We start from the raw sequence: 14746 nt of genomic DNA, 5'->3' as shown, positions 1-14746 counted from the left end.
CCTTAACCGTCACTCCGTTCAGGGCTTCTCGACCCAGCGCCCGCGTTGCGCGATGCAGCTCTGCTTGGTCGTCGCCAGCTGCTGCGGGCTGCGCGCGTAATAGAAGGTCGTCACCTTCTGCCCGAACGGGTTGACGCACGATGCCTGCGCCTGCGCCGGACACGCCTTCATCGGCGTTGCCTTGAGGCCGGCGCCCTCATTCTCGCGGCATTGCGCCGCATAGGCGGCTGCGGGAACGGGCAGGCTGGTCTGCGAGCAATCCTTGACGATCTCGGACATGATCGTCCCCTCGATCAGGCAGGCATTGCCCGATTGCGCCGCGGCGGGTGCAGCAGCGGGGCCAATGAAGAGGCTGGCGATTCCGGCAAGCAGCGTCAGGTCCATCTCGTCTTCCTCTTCTGAAAATTCGGCGCATAGCCCGCGCCCGGGTCATCCTGATTGCACTAGTCCCCGATCGCTCGGTCGGCATCCCCGATCAGATAGGCCGCCATCGACGTGCGCTTGGGGTTCACCCGGTGTGGCGCGAAGGTCAACAGGCATAGCACCGCCGTCTCGCGCAATGCCCAGCTCGCCCAGCTCAGCGGCGAATCCCCGTGCGCGTCGCGCTGGTCGATCGTCGCGCCAGCCGCGATCAGTCGCTCGATCACCCCCTGCGGCGCATAGGCCGCCGCGCGATGGAGCACGCCCTCCCCACGGTTGCGCACGTCGCGCATGAACGCGCCGGTCTCGCTCCCGGCAACCGTCTTGCGGTTGGGATCCGCGCCCACCGCCAGCAGCACCGCGACCACCGATTCCATCGCCGGACTGTCGCGGCGGCTCACCGCATTATGCAGCGCGGTTTCGCCACTTTCCGGATCGGCATCGTTCGGGTCGGCGCCCCGCTCGATCAGCCAGGCACATAGCTGCCAATGGCCGTGAAACGCCGCGCCACCCAGGCCCAGATTACGCCCCAACCGTTCCAGTGGCACACCGGCCGCGATCAGCCGCCGGATCGCGCTGACATCGCCATAATAGGCGCACCAGCCGATCAGATCGGCGCCCTCGACGCTCGCGCCCGGATCGCCGCCCTCGGCAATCCAGTCGAAGATCAGGTCGGTGCGGCCCGCGGCGATCCGTTCCAGCATGGCGAACATCCTCCGGCGTGTTGCCGTACTATATCACTCACTGCCGACTTCGTCACCCGCGCCCGCACCCTCACAATGTTATGTTATATCCCGTTCACCTTCCGCTCATCCGCCGGGGCGCACCTGCTGTCGCATCCAATGGCGTCAAAGGGGTTCTGCCATGAAACGCACCGCCGCTCTCGTCTCGCTCTCGCTGCTGCTCGGCGCCGCCGCGCCACCACCGCCACAGCAAGTGCGCCGCCCGCTCCCGCCGCGCGCGGACAATGATTCGCCCGTCCGCTGCAAGGTCGGCGCCCGGCAGCACGAAATGCGCAGCCAGCGCGCACTGCGGTTCGGCGGCACTCGTGGCCCAATGGCGCCTCCGCCACCGCCGGTACTGGCGTCACCGCAGATGCTGGTGTCGCCTCCGCCACCGACGGTCGCCATGATCGCCCCCGCCGATGCGATGCGACAGAACCGGATCGCCGCACATCCCTCCGCCCCCTATGGCGCGCCCGGCAATACCGAACGCTATGAGGGCAAGGATGTGGCCGCGATCCAGTCGGTCGCCGCCGCGCCCGTCTCCACCTTCTCGGTCGATGTCGATACCGGCGCCTATTCCAACGTCCGCCGCTTCCTTCAGAAGGGCGAAGCACCCCCGAGCGAAGCGGTGCGGACCGAGGAGATGATCAACTATTTCCGCTACGACTATCCCCTCCCGCGTGACCGCGCCCAGCCGTTCAGCGTCACCACCGACGTCGCCGCCAGCCCGTGGAACCCCGACACGCGCCTCGTCCGCGTCGGCCTGCGCGGCTATGACGTGACGGCTCAGGGCCGCCCGGCCGCCAATCTCGTCTTCCTCGTCGACGTCTCGGGATCGATGAACAGCGACGACAAGCTTCCGCTGGTCAAGCGCGCGCTCACCATGCTCGCCGACCGGCTCACGCCCCGCGACCGGGTTTCGATCGTCGTCTATGCCGGTGCCGCCGGCGTGGTGCTCGAACCCACATCCAGCGCCCGCCATGTCAAGGCCGCGCTCGACTGTCTCGAGGCGGGCGGCTCGACCGCCGGCGCCGACGGCATCCAGCTCGCCTACAACGTCGCCGCCGCCAATTTCGTGAAGGGCGGAATCAACCGCGTGATCCTCGCCACCGACGGCGATTTCAACGTCGGGATCAGCGACAACAAGCAGCTCGAGGCACTGATCCGCAAGCAGCGCGACACTGGCATCACCCTCACCACGCTCGGCTTCGGCGAGGGCAATTACAACGAGGCGCTGATGGAGCGCGCCGCCGATCTCGGCAACGGCAACTACGCCTATATCGACAGCGCGATGGAGGCTCAGAAGGTCCTGGACGACGAACTGTCCGCCACCCTCTTCACCATCGCGAAGGATGTGAAGGTCCAGGTCGAGTTCAACCCGGCGCAGGTCAGCGAGTATCGCCTGATCGGCTATGAGAACCGCGCGCTGGCGGAAGAGGATTTCGCCAATGACGCGGTCGATGCCGGCGATATCGGTGCCGGGCACCAGGTGACCGCGATCTATGAGGTGGTACCGGCGGGCGCCAAGGGCTGGCTGCCCGAACGCCGCTACGACGCCAACCGCCCAGCGGCGCCCGCGACGAACCGCGGCGGCGAACTTGCCCATGTCCGCCTGCGCTACAAGCTGCCCGGCGAAACCGCCTCGAAGCTGATCGAACGACCGATCCCCGCCTCGCTGCTGCGCACGGCGACCGCCCCCACCGGCGACATGGCCTTTGCCTGCGCGGTCGCGGCGTTCGGACAGAAATTGCGCGGCGACAAATATCTCGGCGCCTACAGCTTCGCCGATATCCGCAGGCTCGCGGGCACGCCGCAAGGCTTTTGGCGCAACGAGTTCGTGAAGCTCACCCAACTCGCCGCGATTCAGACCGGCCCGCAGGTCGCCACCAGGGACTGACGTGCAAACTGCCTTCCACCCCGCTTAACCATCGGATAGGCTTCGGCTTTCTCAGCCGGAGCCGCCGATGGACAGCAATGCCCAATCCGTGTCCCTCACCAGCGATCCGTTCGCCTGGGTGACGACGACGCATTTCGTGCTGATCGGCCTGTTCGCGATCGGCGCGGTCCTGATCCTGATCTGGGGCCGCCGCCTGCGTCGCCAGCGTCGGGAAGCCGACGCCGAGATCGAGGAGAATAACGAGATCGTCGAGGGCGAAACGCCCCCCGAGCCTTAGTCGCGCGGCGCTTCGCTCAGCAGCAATTTGTCGATCTTGTGCCCGTCCATGTCGACAATCTCGAAGCGCCAGCCCTGCTCAATGAAGCTCTCGCCTTCCTTGGGCAGATGCTTGAGCACCGCCAGCGCAAGGCCCGCGACGGTCGCATAGTCGCGATCCTCGGGCAGCTCGATCCCGATCCGCTCGGCCAGCGCGTCGGCGGCAAGCTGGCCGGACACCAGCAGCGACCCGTCGTCGCGCACCACGATCGAAGGGCTGTCACCGGGATCGGCGTCGGACACGAATTCGCCCGCGATCGCGGCGAGCAGATCGGCCGGGGTCACGATCCCCTCGAAATGTCCGTACTCGTCATGGACGAAGCCCATCGGCACGGCAGCCCGGCGCAGCGCGCCCAGCGCGTCCATGGCATCGACCTGGTCGGGCAGCACCGGTGCGGCATGCATCAGCGCGCGCAGGTCCAGCGGCTCGCCGCGGATCAGCGCGGTCACCACGTCGCGCGCCTGCACCACGCCGACCACCGCGTCGACCGACCCCTCGGCCACCGGCAACCGCGTGTGCGGCGTCTCGGCCAGTTGCTTGCGGATCGCCGCCTCGTCGAGGTTCGCGTCGATCCAGTCGACCTCGGTGCGCGGCGTCATCACCTCGCGCACCGGACGGTCGGCCAGCCGCACCACGCCCGAGATGATCGAACGCTCATGCTCCTCGATCACCCCCGAATGCGTCGCCTCGGCAACCAGCATGTGAAGCTCTTCGGCGGTGACGCGATTCTCCGATTCGCGGTTCATGCCCAGCAGGCGGAACGCCAAGCCGGTGCTCTGGTCGAGTACCCACACCACCGGCGCGGTGATTCGCGACAGCCACAGCATCGGCGTCGCCACCAGCACCGCGATCGGCTCGGGCGAGCGCAGCGCGAACTGCTTGGGCACCAGCTCGCCGACGATCAGCGAGGCATAGGTGGTCAGCGCGATGACGATCGCGAAGCCGATCGTCTCGGCGGTCTCGTGCTCCACGCCCCACGCCTCGATCCGCGCCGCGGTCGGCGTGCCCAGGCTCGCGCCCGAATAGGCGCCGGCGATGATGCCGATCAGCGTGATGCCGATCTGGACGGTCGACAGGAACTTGCCCGGGTCTGAAGCCAGGTCGATCGCGGTGCGCGCGCCGCGCTTGCCCGCGCGCACCATCGCCTCAAGCCGCGCCTTGCGCGCGGAGACGATGGCGAGTTCGGACATGGCGAACACACCGTTCAGCGCGACCAGCGCCAGGATGATCGCGACGTCGATCCAGGGAAATGGGGGAAGTGGGTCCATTGGCCTGCGGCCTCATAGCCATATTCAGGTGGGTTTCACAATGGCGCGCGCATTGGCGGCTCGATGCGAAGGCGGAACAAGGCCGCTTTCGGATGATTTTGTCAGCGTAGAACAGACCTGGAGGACCCCATGCGTAACTGGCCCCTTATCCCCGCAATCGCCGCGATGGCACTGACCAGCGCTTGCGTTACCGATCCGGTGACCGGCGAGCAGCGCATGTCGAAGACCGGGATCGGCGCGATCGGCGGCGCGCTGGGCGGCTATCTGCTCGGCGACATCGTCGGTGGCCGTCACGACCGCACGGAGAAGATCCTGGGCGCGGGTATCGGCGCCATCGGCGGCGCCGCGATCGGCAGCTATATGGACCGGCAGGAGCGTGAGATTCGCGAGCGTACCGCCGGCACCGATGTCGAGGTAATCCGCAAGGGCGACGATCTCATCCTGTCGATGCCCTCGGGAATCACCTTCGCGACCGACAGCTCGTCGATCCAGCCGCACTTCCGCCCGACGCTCGACAAGGTCGCCGACGTGCTCGACCGCTACAACCAGACCTATGTCGACGTGTACGGCCACACCGATTCGACCGGCAGCGACGCCTATAATCAGGCGCTGTCCGAACGCCGCGCCGATTCAGTCGCCAGCTACCTTGTCTCGCGCGGCGTCGAGTCGGCCCGTCTCGAAGCGCTCGGCTATGGCGAGACCCAGCCGATCGCCTCGAACGACACGGTCGAGGGCCGTTCGCAGAACCGTCGCGTCGAGATCAAGGTCGTCCCGGTCCGCGACAGCGACATGCGTTAAGGTGTGAGGGCGGCGCCAGTCCGCTCTCAACCTATCTCCGCGCCGCGAAGAACTCCCTGAGCAGCGCGCGCGCCTCGCCCTCGCCGATCCCCGAATAGATTTCGGGCCGGTGATGGCAGGTCGGCTGGGCGAAGAATCTCGGCCCGTGCTCCACCGCGCCGCCCTTGGGATCGCTCGCGCCGTAATAGACGCGCGCGATTCGGGCGTGGCTGATCGCCCCCGCGCACATCGCGCACGGCTCCAGCGTGACCCACAGATCGCAATCCTCCAGCCGCTCGCGGCCAAGCGTCTCCGCCGCCGCGCGAATCGCCAGCATCTCGGCATGTGCGGTGGGGTCATGCAACGTGCGCGGAGCATTGGCGGCCACCGCCACCACCGTCTCGCCCCGCATCACCACCGCGCCCACCGGCACCTCGCCTGTCTCCGCCGCATCGCGGGCGGCATCGAGCGCAATGCGCATCGGTTCGGGCAAGGGAAACATCGCGCCGCTATGCCCGCGCCGAACGGGCTTGGCTATGGGCGGCGAATCGGGGTTACTGCGCCTTGGCGGCTGGCTGGGTAGGCTCCGCCGGCTTGGCCTTCTCGACCTCGACCGTCGGCACCTGGATCACCTTGTTCTCCATCACCACGGTCGGCACCTGGATCGTCTTGTTGGTATAGCCCATGCCGACATCGCCGACATCGGCCTTCACCGCCGGCGCCTGCCCGCCCTCCAGCTTCACCGTGGGCAGCGAACCCGACTGCATGTTGACGCTCAGCATGCCGAGCGAGATCATCGCCACGATCACCACCGCGGCCAGGCCCAGTATCGCCAGGATTGCACGCATCGTTCCGGTCTCCTCAATCGAATCGTTTGCGAAATAACGCGCCATCGATCATCGAAGTTGCATCGAAGGCCGGGAACGAGGTTGACGAAAAGCCTCTGTCTCGGTACTGCGCCCCACTTTCCGGGGCTACCGGAACAGGCATAAACCTAGGATCAAGCGATGTCGCGCATTTGCGAGCTGACCGGCAAGGGCCGGCAGGTGGGTCACAATGTTTCCCACGCCAACAACAAGACCAAGCGGACGTTCCTGCCCAACCTGCAGAACGTGACCCTGATGTCGGAGTCGCTTGAGCGCTCGGTTCGCCTGCGCGTCTCGACGCACGGCCTGCGCTCGGTCGAGCACAATGGCGGCCTCGACAACTGGCTGCTGAAGACCAGCGACGACAAGCTCTCGCTCAAGGCACGCCGCCTCAAGCGCGAAGTCGCCAAGAAGGCGGTTCCCGCCGCAGCCTGAACCCTTTCGGGTTTCGCTGTTCTGACCGGCCCGCTCCCGCGAGGGATGCGGGCCGTTCGGCGTTGTGCGGATGCGACACCAGCAGCTTCCACTCATCGAAGGCATCTTTAGCTAGTGACCCGGAGCAGGCTGCTGCGGCTCTCCGTCAAACGTTCAACCGGAACTTGAGCAGAAGCGATCGCTGAAGAAACGACTGATTGTCGTCTGACGCGATCCACAGAATCGTCGAATCGCCCTCCCGCGTTACCGCCAGCGCTTCGAAATTGTCGTGCAGCACTGGCGCCTCGAATCGCGCGACTTCGCGCCCCGCCACGATTCGGCCTGGTCGCACCGCCTCGCGATCGATGATCGTCAACACCGCGGTGAATCCTTCGCGCAGCGACACCTTCCGGTTGAGCACCGCCAGCCGTCCATCAGGCAACTCGGCGATATCGGTCGGCTTGTACCCCCTGGGCGGACGATAGCCGAATGCGAAGCCCCGTTGCCTCGGCCGGGTGGGGTCGCCCGCAAACCATAGCCCAACCTTCACATCGGGGATTTCCACGCCCCCGCGCATCGCTTCCTGTCCCTCCGAAAGCGCGATGAACCCACCGTCGCGCAACCGCACCAGCGATTCGGGGCCGCTATTGTCGGACCAGTCGGTCATCGCCTGCGGTGCGGCATTCGCCTCCACCCGGGCAAAACCGGAGGAAAAGCGCCAAATTTCGTTGGCGCGCTCAAACCCCACCCAGATTTGCCCGGTCGCCGGATCGCGCGTCAGCGATTCGCTATCGCGATCCGATTTACGCCAACCGGTGCCAGGCCCATCGGGCAGTTCGGCGAAACGAGGTTCGCGCACCTTCCAGTCTGCCCCCATGCGAAAGCTGACGATGTTGCCGCCGTCGCTCAGCAGCGTGAACCGGTCGCCCGCCACGCTCATTGCAGAGAAGCCGCCGAACGCGGGAGCCGGTCCGGTCAGATATACACCGCCCAGAAACGTCAGCCCGCCCAGCTTCACGCGTGCGGGATCGCTCGGGTCGAGCGCGACTCGATGCGCCGCCATCTCCACCTTGGCGGGCAACAGCGGCAGCCGAGAGTCTCCCGACCAGCTCGGCACGAACAGCAGGATCAGCAGGACCGAAAGCAGAATACGCATCGCGCCCCTCATAGCGGCCCGATTCGCCCCGCAAAGCTGAACCTCAGATAACAGTGATGTTCAGAAAGCGCTCAAGCCCGTTCATCTAGGGGCAATCGCAACGGGACGCGCCGCATGCGGCGCTCCCGCCGAACAGCCGGTGCGCGTCAATGGCACCCTGCCCGAGTTTCCCCGTGTTGCGTATCGGGGGCGGGCGCGTACCCCCCTCGGGTTCCTTTACCGCACCGGCCATTTCTCCCCGCACCCGCGTGTTGCACCGGCTTCGAACCCCGCCTTCGCTGAACGCCAGATAACCGGCACATTCAGACAAGGCTCAACCCGGTTGTGCGAATCCCTTGTTCAACGATGGCGGCACAGGGCCGCATCGCACGAAACGGCAGAACAAGGAGAAAACCGATGTTCAAGAAGCTTTCCCTGATTGGCGCCGCGCTGGCGATGACCGGTACCGCGCTGATCCCGGCGACCCCCGCCGCCGCGCAGAGCCGCTATGACTATAATGACGGCCGCGGCTATTATGGCGACCGCGACTATCGCGGCTACGACCGTGGCTATGGCCGTGACCGCGGCTATCGCGACTATCGCCGCTATGACCGTGACGACCGCCGCTATTATCGCGATCGGGCACGCGACAAGTGCAACGACGGTGACGGTGGCACGATCGTCGGCGCGATCGCCGGCGGCCTGGCCGGCAACGCGATCGCCGGTCGTGGCGACCGGACGCTCGGCACGATCCTGGGCGGTGCCGTCGGCGCGATCGCCGGCCGCGAAATCGACCGGTCGGACCGTCCCGGCTACTGCCGCCGATAAGTCGCTAACGGCTTGAAACAAGAGGGCCGGCTTCCGGAAGGAAGTCGGCCCTACTTGCATCGGACACCAAGTGTATCACTTAAGCAACACTCGTTGCCCAATCCCACATTTCGCACGGGCCAGCGCTTGTTTCCGCCACATTCGAAACCCAGATGCGCCCTCCCCGAGGCACGGACAACACGCGCCCAGGGCTGTAACAAGGAATGTAAATTACCATGAAGAAGATTGCTCTGGCGCTCGTCGCCCTGACCGCCGCCGCAACCCCGGCTTTCGCGCAGGACGAAGCAGCCCCCTTCAACGGCGCCCATGTTTCGGCCGTTGTCGGTTATGACAAGCTCGACCTCAACACCGCCGGCGTCGATAACCCCGATGGCGTCACCTATGGCGTGAACTTCGGCTACGACGTGCAGAGCGGCAACGTGCTGTTCGGCATCGAAGGTGAAGTCACCGAATCCTCGGCCGAGCTCAAGGCCGGCAACACCGTCATCGCTTCGGCGAGCCGCGACCTCTATGCTGGCGGCCGTCTCGGCTATGTGTTCGGCAACACCGCGGTCTACGCCAAGGCCGGCTACACCAACGCGCGCATCGAGAGCACCGTTGGCAACGAGAATGGCGACGGCGTCCGTCTCGGCGGTGGCGTCGAGCACAAGTTCGGCAAGAACCTCTTCGGCAAGGTCGAGTATCGCTACTCGAACTACGAAGCAGACGTCACGCGCCACCAGGCCGTCGCCGGCCTCGGCGTGCGTTTCTGATGTCCTGATGCCGCGTTCGGACAGCACCATCGCGGCATGAGACAGAAGAGGCCGGCTTCCGCGAGGAGGCCGGCCTTTTCCATGGTGAGCGAAGTGTCGCCGCGCGACGACTTACCGCGATCCTGACACTCGCCCCCATGGCCGCCCGTCGATCGCCGCCAGGCCCAGCGCGATCAGCGCCATTCCCGCGACATGCTTGGCCAGCAAGGTCTCACCCAGCACCAGCACGCCCAGCAGGATCGCGACGATCGGGATGGTGAAGGTGACGAGCAGTGCGTTGCTCGCCCCGGCGCGCTCGACCAGGCGGAAATAGAGGACATAGGCGAACACCGTCGATACCAGCACCATGCCGGCGATCGACGCGATCACCACCCCGCCAGGCATCGGCAACAGCCAGGGGCGGTCGACGATCCCCGCGATCGGCAGGATCACGATCGTCGCCGCGACCAGCTGGCCGGTCGCCACCCCCATCGGCGTCACGCCCTGTCCCTTGAACCGCCGCGCCCAGACCCCGGCCAGCGCATAGCTCAGTGTCGCGACAAGACAGGCACCCTGCGCGAAAACATTCGCGCCAAGCCCAGCCAGCGCGTCGCCGCCCACCATCGTCGCCACCCCCGCGAACCCCAGCAGCACGCCGACGATCTTTCCGGCGGTGGCACGCTCATCCACCGTGAACAGATGCGCGACGATGACGCCCCATAACGGGGTCGTGGCGTTGAGGATCGAGGTGAGCCCGCTCGAAATCTGCTGCTGTGCGAACCCGTAAAGCGCGAACGGGATGACATTGTTGAGCAGGGCAAGCACGACGAACGCGCCCCATGCGCTTCGCGGCGGCAGCTTGATCCCCGCGATCGCGGCCCAGCCGAGCAGCAGCAGCGCCGAAAATCCGACACGCGTCAGCACCAGCGTGAACGGCGGCAATTCGCGCAGGCCGATCGCCAGGAAAAAGAAGGAACATCCCCATAGCACCGACAATGCCGCGAGGATCGCCCAGTCGCCGGCGTTCATGCGGGCGTGGATGGTCGTATCAGCCATCGCGTCGGCCTAATGCGGGCAGCGGCGCGGAACACCCCGCGCCTTGCGCTCTAAACAGACCGGCGCGGGATGCCGATGCACCCCGCGCCCGCCACGTCAGTACATATGCTGCCCGCCATTGATCGACAGCGTCGATCCGGTGACGAACCCGCCCTCTTCCGAGCACAGGAACGCCACGCCGCGCGCGATTTCATTGGCCTGGCCCAGACGCCCGACCGGGATCTTGGCGACGATCTTCTCGAGGACTTCCGCCGGCACCGCCGCGACCATGTCGGTATCGATATAGCCCGGCGCGATCGCGTTCACCGTCACGCCTGCACGCGCGCCTTCCTGCGCCAGCGCCTTGGTGAAGCCGTGGATGCCGCTCTTCGCCGCCGCATAATTGACCTGGCCATATTGCCCGGCCTGGCCGTTGATCGATCCGATGTTGACGATCCGCCCCCATTTGCGGTCGCGCATCCCGGGGAAGGTCGCCTTGGCCATGTTGAAGCAACCGCCAAGGTTGGTGTCCATGACCTCCTTCCACATCTGGTAGGTCATCTTCAGGATCGTGCCGTCGCGGGTGATGCCGGCATTGTTGACGACGATATCAACCGGTCCCAGCGCCGCCGCGACGTCCGCCACGCCCTGCTGGCACGCGTCATAGTCGGCAACGTCCCATTTAAACGCCTTGATCCCCGTCCGCTCGGTGAATTCGGCCGCGCGCTGGTCGTTGCCGGCATAGTTGGCCGCTACGGTCACCCCCAGATCCTTGAGCGCGACGCTGATCGCCTCGCCGATGCCGCGCGTCCCGCCGGTTACGATCGCTACCCGTGCCATGAACCTCTCCCGTAAGTGGTTGGACTAGAGGCTAGGCAAGCTCCGCCCAGCCCGCAAGCTCCCTTGCGAATATGCTGCGCAACATGAGTAGCCCGGGCTCGCTGTCGTTGAGGCAGTCGAGATAGGCGAAGCGCTCGCCCCCCGCCGCCTCGAAGCTCTCGCGCCCGCGAATCGCCAGTTCCTCCAGCGTCTCGAGGCAATCGGCGGAAAAGCCCGGCGCCACCACCGCGACCTTCTTCACGCCCTTCGCAGGCAGCCCAGCCAGCACCGTGTCAGTCGCCGGCTCCAGCCACTTCGCCCGCCCGAAGCGTGACTGAAACGCGATCGTCAGCTCGCGGCCGAGCGCCTCGCCCAGCAGCCGCGCGGTCTTGACGCAATGGCAGTGATAGGGATCGCCCAGCTCGAGCGTCCGCTGCGGCATGCCATGGAAGCTCGCGACGATCGCGTCGGGCGTGAAATCGAGCGGGGCGAGCTGCGCCTCAACCGATGCTTTCAGCGCAGCAATATACGCAACATCGTCATGATAGGGCGGCAGCGTCCGCACCGCCGGCTGCCAGCGCATCGTCGCCAGCGCCGCCGCCGCCGCGTCGGTCGCGGTCGCGGTCGTCGCCGCGCAATATTGCGGATAGAGCGGCGCGATCAGGATGCGCTCGCACCCCGCATCCTTCATCGCCTTGAGCTTGTCGCCGATCGCCGGATTGCCGTAGCGCATCGCCCAGTCGACGTGCAGCTCCGGCCACGCCGCCTGCAACGCCCTGGCCTGCCGCGCGGTGATCGCGGCCAGCGGCGACCCCTCATCGGTCCACACCAGCGAATAGGCATGCGCCGATTTCTTCGGTCGCGTGCGCAATATCACCCCACGCAGGATCGGCTGCCACAGGAGCTGCGGAATCTCGACCACGCGCGGATCGGACAGGAACTCGGCCAGATAGCGCCGCACCGCCGCCGGGGTCGGCGCATCGGGCGTGCCGAGGTTGACCAGCAGCACCCCGACCTTGCGCTCGGGGATCGCAACATGTCCGTCCATATTCATTCCCCGCCCGGAATCAGCGGAAGTTGGCGCAGGCGAATACCGGTCGCGGCATAAAGCGCGTTGGCGATCGCCGGCGCCACCGGCGGCACCGCCAGTTCGCTCGCCCCGCCGGGATCGGCATCGCTCGCGATCAGCTCGACCATGATCTGCGGGCAATCGGCGAGCCGCGGCAGCTCCAGGTCACGGAAGGTCCGCGCATCGGGTCGGTTGGCGGTGATCCCCGTCGTCGCGCCCAGCGCCGCCGCCATGCCAAAGATCAGCCCGCCCTCGATCTGCTGCTCGACCACGCTCGGATTGACCACGCGCCCGCAATCGACCGCCGCGATCAGCCGGTCGACCTGCACGCGCTGGTCGCCGCCGACCGACGCCTCGGCCATCACCGCGATATAGCTGCCGCCAAAGGCATGGCACGCCAGTCCCTGCCCGCTTCCCGGCAGCCCGCCCTGCCACCCGCCCAGCGAGGTGACGGTCGACAGGCATCGCGCCAGCCGCGGCTCGCCGCCCAGCATCGCGATACGGAAGCTGAACGCCTCGATGTCCGCGACATGCGCCAGTTCGTCGATGAAACTCTCGGTGAAGAAGGCGGTGTAGCTATGCGCCCCCGACCGCCAATAGCCCGTCGGCACGCCGATCTCGGCGGGATGGTGATCGATCGCCAGCACCGGAATGCGATAGGGCGGCCGCGCGCCCGCCACCGCCGACCGGTCGCCGATCCCGGTCATGGCGAGGCCAGCGCCGATCGCGCCGCCACCGCCGGTCAGCCGTCGCGCCAGCTCATGCCCGGTCTTGGGCGCCGCGATCTTCGCGAGCCAGCCCGAAATGCTTCCGTTCGACCCCAGCCGCGCGGTCATCCGCCCCGCGGCGGGCGGCCGGAAGCGGTCCTGCACACACGTCTCGCCGCGCGACCACATCAGCTGCACCGGCTTCTTGACCTCGCGTGCGATCAGCGCCGCCTGCGCCGCGACCTGATGCTCCAGATTCTGCCCGAACGATCCGCCCGCCAGCACCGGCTGGATCATGACCTTGCTCGCGCCGATGCCCAGCACCTCCGCCACCGCGTCGCGCGCGAATCCGGGCGCCTGGGTCGGCAGCCACAGCCGCACGACGCCATCTTCCCACATCGCCGTCGCGCAGATCGGCTCGATCGCGGCATGCAGCGCCAGCCCGACGCGATATTCCGCCGCCACCACTCTCGCGCCCTTGAACACCGGCGCCAGGTCGCCGACCGCGACCATCCGCTCGCCCTCGCCGTCCAGCGCGGTATCGAGCGCGGCCTGGATCGTCTCGCTCTCGACCTTGCCCGCCACCTCGAACCGCGGGTTGATCGCATCGAGCGCCTGGCCTGCCGCCCACCAGGTGTTGGCGACTGTCGCCACCCACATCTCGTTCTTCACGATGTGCAAGGTGCCCGGCACCTTCGCCGCCGCCGCCTCGTCGATCGCGGCGAGCTTCACCGTCCCGATCGGTCCCTGGCGCAATGCCGCGAAGACCATGCCGGGCAGACGGATATCGGCCGCGAAGTTCGCGCTGCCATCGACCTTGCCCGGCGCGTCGAGCCGGGGGGCGGGCGTCCCCGCCAGTCGCCCGGCTTCGTCCTCACGCAGCGGCAGGTCGCCCGGCACTTCCTCGCCCGCGGCCTCGACCGCCAACTCGCCGAAGCGCAACCGTTTCTGGTCATGGACGACATGGCCGTTGGCGGTGTCGCATTCCTGCCAGTCGACGCCCCAGCGCCGCGCCGCCGCCTTGCACAACAGCGCGCGCGCGCCGGCGCCCGCCGCGCGCAACGGCGCCTCGAAGCTGCGCATCGACGTCGATCCGCCGGTCAGCATCACGGCGTTGCGCTCGGCCCACATCCGCTCCAGCCGCTCGGGCAGAACGCCCGGAAACAGCTCGGCGAACCCCAGCGTATTGGCGTAAAGCGGGTTGAGCGGCGCCGCTTCCACGCCGACCATCCGCCAGTCGGCGCCCAATTCGTCCGCCACCAGCTGGGGCAGCGTGGTGAACACGCCCTGCCCATATTCGCATTGCGGGACCGCGACGGTGACCTGACCATTCTCGGCGATCTTGAGCCACGCGCCGAACGCGGTCTCCTTGTCGCGGACACTCAGGTTGGGAAGATAGGCGCGCGGCCACACGGCCCAGGCAAGCACCAGCCCGATCCCCGCGCCGCCGCCGATCAGCAACGTACGCCGATCAATGCCCTTGCCCAATCGCTCCATCCCCGCCGCTCTACCCGCGGTTCGGAGGATCGGCAATCGGCACGCGGCGCCGCTCGAACCAACCTTCCCTGACCGCCCCTAGACCGTCACCCCGGCCTTGTGCCGGGGTCCACCGTGCCGCACCCGTGACGCTGCAACCGCTTGCCCCTCCCTCGCCGCGCCGTGGACCCCGCCGGGGTGACGGATGAGGGGTTTCTATGCCCCCGGTACGCCAGCAATCGCACCGGCGCGCAGCAAATCGC

General features: G+C 67.1%; 16 protein-coding genes. 6 read left to right on the top strand and 10 right to left on the bottom strand.

Going from position 1 to position 14746, the window contains the following annotated elements; translation table 11 throughout:
• Positions 1-18 precede the first annotated feature (18 nt).
• Together AC07M1_RS16740 and AC07M1_RS16735 are read right to left on the bottom strand one after the other, a co-directional pair.
• The gene (locus AC07M1_RS16740) at positions 19-384 is read right to left on the bottom strand and encodes a hypothetical protein (RefSeq protein ID WP_495163761.1); all 366 of its coding nucleotides are present in this window, start codon (positions 382-384) and stop codon (positions 19-21) included.
• 59 nt (positions 385-443) lie between these two features.
• Positions 444-1124, bottom strand: coding sequence for an ankyrin repeat domain-containing protein (locus AC07M1_RS16735; RefSeq protein ID WP_495163760.1), 681 nt, complete (start codon positions 1122-1124; stop codon positions 444-446).
• A gap of 160 nt (positions 1125-1284) precedes the next feature.
• Between AC07M1_RS16735 and AC07M1_RS16730 the strand changes: the two genes are divergently transcribed.
• Complete coding sequence (locus AC07M1_RS16730) at positions 1285-3042, top strand: vWA domain-containing protein (protein ID WP_495163759.1); 1758 nt, start codon at positions 1285-1287, stop codon at positions 3040-3042.
• Between the two features lie 67 nt (positions 3043-3109).
• Positions 3110-3319, top strand: a complete 210-nt coding sequence (locus AC07M1_RS16725) for a hypothetical protein (protein ID WP_495163758.1) — start codon at positions 3110-3112, stop codon at positions 3317-3319.
• On the opposite strand, the gene AC07M1_RS16720 is transcribed toward AC07M1_RS16725, so the two are convergent.
• Positions 3316-4626 (bottom strand): hemolysin family protein, encoded by a 1311-nt coding sequence (locus AC07M1_RS16720; RefSeq protein ID WP_495163757.1) that lies wholly within the window; start codon positions 4624-4626, stop codon positions 3316-3318. The genes AC07M1_RS16725 and AC07M1_RS16720 overlap by 4 nt on opposite strands.
• Positions 4627-4755: 129 nt before the next feature.
• Here AC07M1_RS16720 and AC07M1_RS16715 point away from each other — a divergent pair, with 129 nt between their 5' ends.
• The gene (locus AC07M1_RS16715; RefSeq protein ID WP_495163756.1) at positions 4756-5424 is read left to right on the top strand and encodes a YiaD family glycine zipper/OmpA-like lipoprotein; all 669 of its coding nucleotides are present in this window, start codon (positions 4756-4758) and stop codon (positions 5422-5424) included.
• A 31-nt stretch (positions 5425-5455) separates the two neighbouring features.
• On the opposite strand, the gene AC07M1_RS16710 is transcribed toward AC07M1_RS16715, so the two are convergent.
• Together AC07M1_RS16710 and AC07M1_RS16705 are read right to left on the bottom strand one after the other, a co-directional pair.
• Positions 5456-5905 carry a nucleoside deaminase gene (locus AC07M1_RS16710; RefSeq protein WP_495163755.1) on the bottom strand — a complete coding sequence of 150 codons (450 nt, stop codon included), beginning with the start codon at positions 5903-5905 and terminating at the stop codon, positions 5456-5458.
• A gap of 52 nt (positions 5906-5957) precedes the next feature.
• Positions 5958-6251 (bottom strand): hypothetical protein, encoded by a 294-nt coding sequence (locus AC07M1_RS16705; RefSeq protein ID WP_495163754.1) that lies wholly within the window; start codon positions 6249-6251, stop codon positions 5958-5960.
• 159 nt (positions 6252-6410) lie between these two features.
• On the opposite strand from AC07M1_RS16705, the gene rpmB reads away from it, so the two are divergent.
• Entirely contained in the window at positions 6411-6704 is a 294-nt protein-coding gene (gene rpmB, locus AC07M1_RS16700) for a 50S ribosomal protein L28 (RefSeq protein ID WP_495163753.1), read from the top strand.
• 145 nt (positions 6705-6849) lie between these two features.
• On the opposite strand, the gene AC07M1_RS16695 is transcribed toward rpmB, so the two are convergent.
• Complete coding sequence (locus AC07M1_RS16695; RefSeq protein ID WP_495163752.1) at positions 6850-7839, bottom strand: esterase-like activity of phytase family protein; 990 nt, start codon at positions 7837-7839, stop codon at positions 6850-6852.
• Positions 7840-8235: 396 nt separating this feature from the next.
• Here AC07M1_RS16695 and AC07M1_RS16690 point away from each other — a divergent pair, with 396 nt between their 5' ends.
• Positions 8236-8646, top strand: a complete 411-nt coding sequence (locus AC07M1_RS16690) for a glycine zipper 2TM domain-containing protein (protein ID WP_495163751.1) — start codon at positions 8236-8238, stop codon at positions 8644-8646.
• 215 nt (positions 8647-8861) lie between these two features.
• A complete protein-coding gene (locus AC07M1_RS16685; RefSeq protein ID WP_495163750.1) occupies positions 8862-9398 on the top strand; it encodes an outer membrane protein in 537 nt (178 codons plus the stop codon).
• Between the two features lie 111 nt (positions 9399-9509).
• Here the strand turns inward: AC07M1_RS16685 and AC07M1_RS16680 are convergent, their stop codons facing one another.
• The 4 genes from AC07M1_RS16680 to AC07M1_RS16665 form a co-directional block, all read right to left on the bottom strand.
• On the bottom strand, positions 9510-10433 hold the full coding sequence (locus tag AC07M1_RS16680; RefSeq protein WP_495163749.1) for a DMT family transporter: 924 nt from the start codon (positions 10431-10433) through the stop codon (positions 9510-9512).
• Positions 10434-10529: 96 nt separating this feature from the next.
• On the bottom strand, positions 10530-11252 hold the full coding sequence (phbB, locus tag AC07M1_RS16675) for an acetoacetyl-CoA reductase (RefSeq protein WP_495163748.1): 723 nt from the start codon (positions 11250-11252) through the stop codon (positions 10530-10532).
• Between the two features lie 31 nt (positions 11253-11283).
• The gene (gene hemH, locus AC07M1_RS16670; RefSeq protein ID WP_495163747.1) at positions 11284-12279 is read right to left on the bottom strand and encodes a ferrochelatase; all 996 of its coding nucleotides are present in this window, start codon (positions 12277-12279) and stop codon (positions 11284-11286) included.
• A gap of 2 nt (positions 12280-12281) precedes the next feature.
• Positions 12282-14504: a xanthine dehydrogenase family protein molybdopterin-binding subunit gene (locus AC07M1_RS16665; RefSeq protein WP_495163746.1), complete on the bottom strand. Its 2223-nt coding sequence runs from the start codon at positions 14502-14504 to the stop codon at positions 12282-12284.
• Positions 14505-14746 lie beyond the last annotated feature (242 nt).

This window comes from Sphingomonas sp. GW821-FHT10C01 (genome assembly GCF_059415525.1).
Note: the sequence above shows the minus strand (reverse complement) of the source record. Positions and strands in the feature narration are given on the sequence as shown.

Excerpts from the sequence above, each read along its gene's own strand:
- AC07M1_RS16735 (WP_495163760.1), bottom strand. The coding sequence starts at position 1,124 with ATGCTGGAACGGATCGCCGCGGGCCGCACCGACCTGATCTTCGACTGG.
- phbB (WP_495163748.1), bottom strand. The coding sequence starts at position 11,252 with ATGGCACGGGTAGCGATCGTAACCGGCGGGACGCGCGGCATCGGCGAG.
- AC07M1_RS16685 (WP_495163750.1), top strand. The coding sequence starts at position 8,862 with ATGAAGAAGATTGCTCTGGCGCTCGTCGCCCTGACCGCCGCCGCAACC.
- AC07M1_RS16715 (WP_495163756.1), top strand. The coding sequence starts at position 4,756 with ATGCGTAACTGGCCCCTTATCCCCGCAATCGCCGCGATGGCACTGACC.
- AC07M1_RS16680 (WP_495163749.1), bottom strand. The coding sequence starts at position 10,433 with ATGGCTGATACGACCATCCACGCCCGCATGAACGCCGGCGACTGGGCG.
- hemH (WP_495163747.1), bottom strand. The coding sequence starts at position 12,279 with ATGGACGGACATGTTGCGATCCCCGAGCGCAAGGTCGGGGTGCTGCTG.
- AC07M1_RS16665 (WP_495163746.1), bottom strand. The coding sequence starts at position 14,504 with ATGGAGCGATTGGGCAAGGGCATTGATCGGCGTACGTTGCTGATCGGC.
- rpmB (WP_495163753.1), top strand. The coding sequence starts at position 6,411 with ATGTCGCGCATTTGCGAGCTGACCGGCAAGGGCCGGCAGGTGGGTCAC.
- AC07M1_RS16720 (WP_495163757.1), bottom strand. The coding sequence starts at position 4,626 with ATGGACCCACTTCCCCCATTTCCCTGGATCGACGTCGCGATCATCCTG.
- AC07M1_RS16710 (WP_495163755.1), bottom strand. The coding sequence starts at position 5,905 with ATGTTTCCCTTGCCCGAACCGATGCGCATTGCGCTCGATGCCGCCCGC.
- AC07M1_RS16690 (WP_495163751.1), top strand. The coding sequence starts at position 8,236 with ATGTTCAAGAAGCTTTCCCTGATTGGCGCCGCGCTGGCGATGACCGGT.
- AC07M1_RS16705 (WP_495163754.1), bottom strand. The coding sequence starts at position 6,251 with ATGCGTGCAATCCTGGCGATACTGGGCCTGGCCGCGGTGGTGATCGTG.
- AC07M1_RS16730 (WP_495163759.1), top strand. The coding sequence starts at position 1,285 with ATGAAACGCACCGCCGCTCTCGTCTCGCTCTCGCTGCTGCTCGGCGCC.
- AC07M1_RS16695 (WP_495163752.1), bottom strand. The coding sequence starts at position 7,839 with ATGCGTATTCTGCTTTCGGTCCTGCTGATCCTGCTGTTCGTGCCGAGC.
- AC07M1_RS16740 (WP_495163761.1), bottom strand. The coding sequence starts at position 384 with ATGGACCTGACGCTGCTTGCCGGAATCGCCAGCCTCTTCATTGGCCCC.
- AC07M1_RS16725 (WP_495163758.1), top strand. The coding sequence starts at position 3,110 with ATGGACAGCAATGCCCAATCCGTGTCCCTCACCAGCGATCCGTTCGCC.